General features: G+C 63.1%; 4 protein-coding genes and 1 pseudogene. 2 read left to right on the top strand and 3 right to left on the bottom strand.

All coding sequences use genetic code 11. The features are described from left to right. Nucleotides 1–123: pseudogene (locus AC3ZU9_RS28095) on the top strand (type III PLP-dependent enzyme); the annotation flags it as partial. 60 nt (nucleotides 124–183) lie between these two features. Here the strand turns inward: AC3ZU9_RS28095 and AC3ZU9_RS28090 are convergent. Next, on the bottom strand, nucleotides 184–408 hold the full coding sequence (locus AC3ZU9_RS28090) for a hypothetical protein (RefSeq protein WP_490091640.1): 225 nt from the start codon (nucleotides 406–408) through the stop codon (nucleotides 184–186). 56 nt (nucleotides 409–464) lie between these two features. Between AC3ZU9_RS28090 and AC3ZU9_RS28085 the strand changes: the two genes are divergently transcribed. After that, nucleotides 465–2,990 (top strand): PepSY domain-containing protein, encoded by a 2,526-nt coding sequence (locus tag AC3ZU9_RS28085; protein WP_490091639.1) that lies wholly within the window; start codon nucleotides 465–467, stop codon nucleotides 2,988–2,990. A 70-nt stretch (nucleotides 2,991–3,060) separates the two neighbouring features. Here AC3ZU9_RS28085 and AC3ZU9_RS28080 read toward each other — a convergent pair whose 3' ends face one another. After that, on the bottom strand, nucleotides 3,061–4,602 hold the full coding sequence (locus tag AC3ZU9_RS28080) for an alkaline phosphatase D family protein (protein ID WP_490091638.1): 1,542 nt from the start codon (nucleotides 4,600–4,602) through the stop codon (nucleotides 3,061–3,063). 192 nt (nucleotides 4,603–4,794) lie between these two features. Next, on the bottom strand, nucleotides 4,795–6,507 hold the full coding sequence (locus tag AC3ZU9_RS28075; protein WP_490091637.1) for a PTS fructose-like transporter subunit IIB: 1,713 nt from the start codon (nucleotides 6,505–6,507) through the stop codon (nucleotides 4,795–4,797).

Here is a 6,507-nt window from a genome sequence, read left to right as displayed (position 1 = left end):
GGCCTGCCGCTGAACCTGGCGATCGGTGACCGTTTGTACTGGCTGTCGACCGGTGCGTACACCACCAGCTACAGCGCGGTTGAGTTCAATGGCTTTCCGCCGCTGAAATCGTTCTACGTGTAAGACAGCCAGGCACAAAAAACCCATGACGTGTCATGGGTTTTTTTATGCATCAAGAAAGGCTCACGGCGCGCTGCTGGAAGGCCAGCGTCCCAGCAGGTTCATCGACTTGGCATGGCCCTGTTCTGCCGCCGGGTAATGCTTCACGCGCCGCAGGCCAAAGGTGGACTTCGGACAGGCACTGCTGTCCACCCGCTTCGACTGCCAAGCAGCGGCGCCACGCAGCAAAAAGCCCCACGCATCGGATGCGTGGGGCTTTTGCGTGTTAAACAGAATGTTTCTCGACAAGCCACGGCATAATGCGCGCCGTGCCCTACCCATTCAGACAGACGAGGCGGTTAGACGTGTTGAAGAAAACCCTGTTCCAGTTGCACTGGTTCTTCGGCATTACCGCCGGGCTGGTGCTGGCCTTGATGGGGATCAGCGGGGCTGCGGTCTCGTTCCAGGATGAAATGCTGCAAGCGCTCAACCCCAGCGTACTGACCGTGGAAAAACGCGACGCCGGCGTACTGCCGCCCGCCGAACTGGTGCGCAAGCTGGAGGCCACTGAAGGCCAGACGGTGGCCATGCTGTTCGTGGAAAGTGAAAGCGGCAAGGCTGCCCGCGTGTTCTTCACCCCCCCGCCTGGCGAACGCCGTGGTCAGTTGCGTTATTTCGATCCGTACACCGGCGACTACATGGGCGACGTGGTCGGCCAGGACGTCTTCGGGTTCCTGCTGCAATTCCACCGTTTCCTCGTACTGGGCGACACCGGGCGCAACATCACCGGCGCGTGCACGCTGATCCTGGTGTTCTTCTGCCTCTCCGGCTTGTACCTGCGCTGGCCGCGCCAGGCGGCGAACTGGCGGGCCTGGCTGACGTTGGACTGGCGCAAAAAAGGCCGCGCCTTCAACTGGGACCTGCACTCGGTATTCGGCACCTGGTGCCTGCTGGCCTATCTGTTTTCGGCGCTGACCGGTTTGTATTGGTCCTACGACTGGTACAGCCAGGGCCTGACCCAACTGCTGTCCGACGCCCCGCAACATGAACGGGTTCGCAAGCGCGGCCCGGCGCCCGAAGGTGCCGCGCCGGTGGCCAATTACGCGGCTATGTGGAGCAGCATCTACAGCAACGCCGGCCCCGGCCTGAGCGCTTACAACATCCGTATGCCAGCGGTCTCCGGGCAACCGGCCACCGTCTTCTACTTGCTGAAAGACTCGCCCCATGACCGCGCGCTTAACCAGATCAATCTGGACCCGGCCACTGGCGAGGTCAAATCCCACGACCGGTACGCGAGCAAAAGCCTCGGCTCCAGACTGCTGACCAGCGTCTACGCCTTGCACACCGGCAGTTACTTCGGCCTGGCCGGGCGGATTGTCCTGACCGTCAGCTCACTGCTGATGCCGTTGTTCTTCATCACCGGCTGGCTGCTGTACCTCGACCGTCGCCGCAAAAAGCGCCAGGTGCGTGATGCCCGCAAAGGTCTGAGCGCCAACCACAGCGACGCCCCGGCGTGGCTGATCGGCTTTGCCAGCCAGAGCGGTTTTGCCGAACAGCTTGCATGGCAAACGGCTGGGCAATTGCAGGCGGCCGGTTTGCCGGTGAAGGTGCAGCCGCTGGGCAGCGTCAGCCAGGACGACCTGCGCCAGTCGGAAAATGCGCTGTTTGTGGTCAGCACCTTCGGCGACGGCGAAGCCCCCGATAGCGCCCGCGGCTTCGAGCGCAGCGTGCTCGGCCAGGACCTGTCCCTGAGTGGCCTGAACTACTCGGTGCTGGCCCTGGGTGATCGTCAATACGAGCACTTCTGCGGCTTTGCGCGGCGCCTGCACTTCTGGCTGACCAATCAGGGCGGCAATCCCTTGTTCGCCCCGGTCGAAGTGGACAGCGGTGACACCACCGCCCTGCTGCACTGGCAACAACAACTTGGCCAGCTCACCGGCCACGCCCCGGCAGCCGCTTGGCCGACGGCCCAGTACGAAAACTGGACGCTCAGCCAACGCACCCTGCTCAACCCCGACAGCAGCGGCTCGCAGGTCTATTTGCTGGGCCTCACCTCGCCTGCGCCACACACCTGGCAAGCCGGTGACCTGGTTGAAGTGCTGCCCCGCAATAGTCCCTGGGCCATCGAACACTTTCTCGAAGGCCTGGGCCTGGCCGGCAGCGATGCCGTAGTGTTCGAAGGCTTGGCGCAGTCCCTCAACCAAGCCCTGGCCACCCGCCAACTGCCGGATAACCGCGCTCATCTGGTGGGCCTGCATGCCCAGGCGCTGGTGAACGCGCTGGTGCCCCTGGGCATGCGCGAATACTCCATCGCCTCGATTGCCAGCGAGGGCGTGCTGGAGTTGATCGTGCGCCAAGAGCGCCACCCCGACGGCAGCCTGGGCTTGGCGAGTGGCTGGCTCACCGAGCACGCCGCCATCGGCTCAAGCATCAGCCTGCGCCTGCGCCGTAACAGCGGTTTTCACCTGCCGGAGATGCCGGTGCCCCTGATCCTGCTGGGCAACGGCACCGGCCTGGCAGGCCTGCGCAGCTTGCTCAAGGCGCGCATTGCCGACGGCCAGCAGCGCAACTGGCTACTCTTTGGCGAGCGCAACATCGCCCACGACTACCTGTGCCAGGACGAGCTGCAAGGCTGGCTGGCCAGTGGTGATCTGGCGTTGCTGGACTTGGCGTTTTCCCGCGATCAGGAAGAGAAGATCTATGTGCAGGATCGCCTGCGTGAATCGGCCGAGGTGCTGCGTAAGTGGCTGGCGGAGGGCGCGGCGATTTATGTGTGCGGGAGTTTGCAGGGGATGGCGGCTGGGGTGGATCAGGCGCTGGCGGACATTCTCGGCAATGAAGCCGTGGAACGGCTGATCGAGCAAGGTCGCTATCGCCGGGACGTCTACTGAATCCCTGAAGTAACAATAATCAAACTGTGGGAGGGGCAAGCCCCCTCCCACAGTCTTGATGGCATTCCAATCAGGCCGGTTGGAGTTTCTGTTCGAATACCGAGACGCCATCCAAATCCCGCAGGATCACCGTCAACTCCGCCGTCTGCCCATCAATCTGCACCTCGCCAAAAAACTGAAAACCCGCGAACGGCGAGGTGTTCTGCGCCGGCGGTGCCTTCTCGAACACCACCTCGGGGCCAAAGGTCTTATCCAGCGGATTGGGCCCGAAGCTCCCCGCATTCAACGGCCCGGCGACAAACTCCCAGAACGGTTCGAAATCCTGGAACGCTGCACGGTCCGGGTGATAGTGATGCGCGGCGCAGTAATGCACATCGGCCGTCAGCCACACATGGTTGCGCACCTGTTGCGCCCTTAAAAAGCCCAGCAACTCGGCGATTTCCACTTCGCGACCTTGCGGCGCACCGGGGTCGTTGTTGGCGATGGCCTCCCAACGCGCCACACCGGGGCTGACCTCACCATCAGGCACACCGAGGCCGATGGGCATGTCGGCGGCGATCACTTTCCACTGCGCCTGGGACGCCTTGAGTTCGCGCTTGAGCCAGTCCAGTTGTTCGCGGCCGAGGAAGGGCTTTTCAGCGCCCAGGTTGTCATCGTTGGGGCCGCGATAACTGCGCATATCCAGCACGAACACCTCCAGCAGCGGACCATAGCTGAGCTTGCGATAAATCCGCCCGCCCGCGTCCGCGCTCTGCCGGCGCATCGGTGAATACTCCAGCCAGGCCTGGCGCGCACGCCCCACCAAGGTGTTGATGTCCTTGGTCTGGTATCGCTCATCCAACTGCTTGCTTGGCGACCAGTTGTTCACCACTTCGTGGTCGTCCCACTGCCAGATCTGCGGTACCTCGGCGTTGAAGCGGCGCACGTTTTCATCCATCAGGTTGTAGCGGTAATTGCCGCGATACTCATCCAGGGTTTCAGCGACTTTGCTCTTGGCTTCGGTGGTGATATTGCGCCAGATGCGACCGCCTTCCGTGGTCAGCTGCGCCGGCACCGGGCCGTCGGCGTAGATGGTGTCGCCGCTGTGGATAAAGAAGTCCGGCAGCCGCAGGCGCATGGCTTCGTAGATGCGCATGCCGCCAATCTCCGGATTGATACCGAAGCCCTGGCCAACGGTGTCGCCGCTCCACACAAAACGGATGTCGCGGCGTTGTTGCGGCACGCTGCGCAGGTGGCCGAACCAGGGTTCGCTGGCGACGCCGGTCTGGGCGTCTTCAAAATGCACGCGGTAGAAAATCGCCTGGTCGGCGGGCAATCCGGTGAGTTCGACACGGGCGGTGAAGTCAGTGCGATTGTCGGCCAGGGGCGAGACGAATCGACGCGGGTTGCTGAAGACGCTGCGGGTGTCCCACTCCACCACCATGCGGGCCGGGCGATCGCTGCGGCTCCAGATCATGGCGCGATCGCGGAGCAGGTCGCCGGACTGTACGCCGTCGGTGAGTTGCGGGCGGTCCTTTACCGAAGCGATCACTGCCGGGGCCAAACCTGGCAACAACAGGCCGGCGCCGACGGCTTGCATCACACGGCGACGGCCGAGATCGAAGTGGCTCATGCAGGTGCCCTCTTGAGTATCAAAAGGGCAACTTAACCACGACCGGATGAAGCGGTTATGACACTGATCGTGTGATCAGTGGAGATCAAATGTGGGAGGGGGCTTGCTCCCGATGACAGTGTGACAGGCAATAAACATTTGACTGATCCACTGCTATCGGGAGCAAGCCCCCTCCTACCGGTTTGAGCCGTGTCAGGCCTTGGCGGGGGCGACGGCCAGCTCTACCACATCCGGACGCTTGATCAGCGCATACACCACACCGGTCAGCACGCTACCGGCGACAATCGCCAGCAGATACAGCAACGCATGGTTCATCGCATTCGGAATCACCAGCACAAACAAGCCACCGTGGGGCGCTGCCAGTTTGCAGCCGAAGTACATCGACAGTGCACCGGTCAAGGCGCCGCCGGCAATGCTGGCCGGGATCACACGCAACGGGTCTTTGGCGGCAAAGGGAATCGCGCCCTCAGAGATAAAGCACATGCCGAGAATCATCGCCGCCTTGCCGGCCTCGCGTTCGGTCTGGGCGAACTTGCGGCGCGCCAGGAACGTGGCGATGCCCATGCCAATCGGCGGCACCATACCCGCGGCCATGGTCGCCGCCATCGGCGCACCACTGGACGCCGCCAGTAAACCGACAGAAAACGCATACGCGGCCTTGTTGATCGGCCCGCCGAGGTCGACACACATCATGCCGCCCAACAGGATGCCCAGCAGCACCGCATTGGTGGTGCCCATGGTGCTGAGGAAGTCGGTGAGGCCGGTGAGCAGGCGCGCCACCGGTGGACCGACCAGGTAGATCATCGCCAGGCCGGTAAACAGGCTCGCCAGCAACGGAATGATCAGGATCGGCTTGAGTGCCTCCAGGCTCTGCGGCAACTTCACCGCACGGGTGATCAGCTTGACGCAGTAGCCGGCCAGGAAACCGGCAAAGATACCGCCGATGAACCCCGCGCCCAAGGTACCCGCCAACAAGCCGCCGATCATGCCGGGCGCAATGCCGGGACGGTCGGCAATCGAGTAGGCGATGTAGCCCGCCAGCAACGGCACCATCAGCATGAAGGCACGGTCGCCGACAGTTTTCAGTGCCGCCGCCAGGGTGCCTTCCTGTTCAAAGGCGTGGATGCCGAACACGAATGACAAGGCAATCAACAACCCGCCCGCCACGACCATCGGCAACATGAACGACACCCCGGTCAGCAGGTGTTTATAGACGCCGGTTTTTTCCTTCTTGGCCACCGCACCGCTGGCTGCGCTTTCCACCACGCCTTCCGCGAGGGCCTTGTTGAGGGTGGCTTCGGATTGCTTGAGGGCGATGCCGGTGCCGCAACGGTAGATCTTCTTACCCGCGAAGCGCTCGGTGGCGACTTCAATATCGGCGGCCAACAGCACCACATCAGCCTCGGCGATGGCTTGCGGGCTCAACGGTGTGCGGGCACCGACCGAACCTTGGGTCTCGACCTGCAGGTCATAGCCCAAACGCTTGGCCGTCTGCTGCAAAGCTTCGGCCGCCATGAAGGTGTGGGCGACGCCGGTCGGGCAGGCCGTGATCGCAACGATGCGCGGTGCCTGCTTGGCCACTTGTTCCGTGGCGACATACACCTGCGCCTCTTGCGCGCCGCGACGCAGTACGGCGTCGACATCCGCCAGCGCCTGGGCCGGCGTGCTCTGGAACACGCGCTTGCCGACAAACCGCTGCATATCCACAGGGGTGCTGCTGACCAGCAACACCCATTCGGCATCGTCGAGGGTGGCCTGGGACAGCTGGCGTTCCGGACGTTGCACATCCACCACTTCCACGCTGGTACTCCAGCCTTGGCGCTGCGCGGCGGCGTCCAACAAGCGGGCGCACAGCACACTGGTGACCATGCCGTTCGGGCAGGCGGTAACAATGGCTAACTTCAT

It is taken from the genome of Pseudomonas sp. A39, from assembly GCF_058145955.1.
The sequence above is the reverse complement of the archived record's forward strand: the minus strand, read 5'-3'. Positions and strand labels throughout refer to the sequence as shown.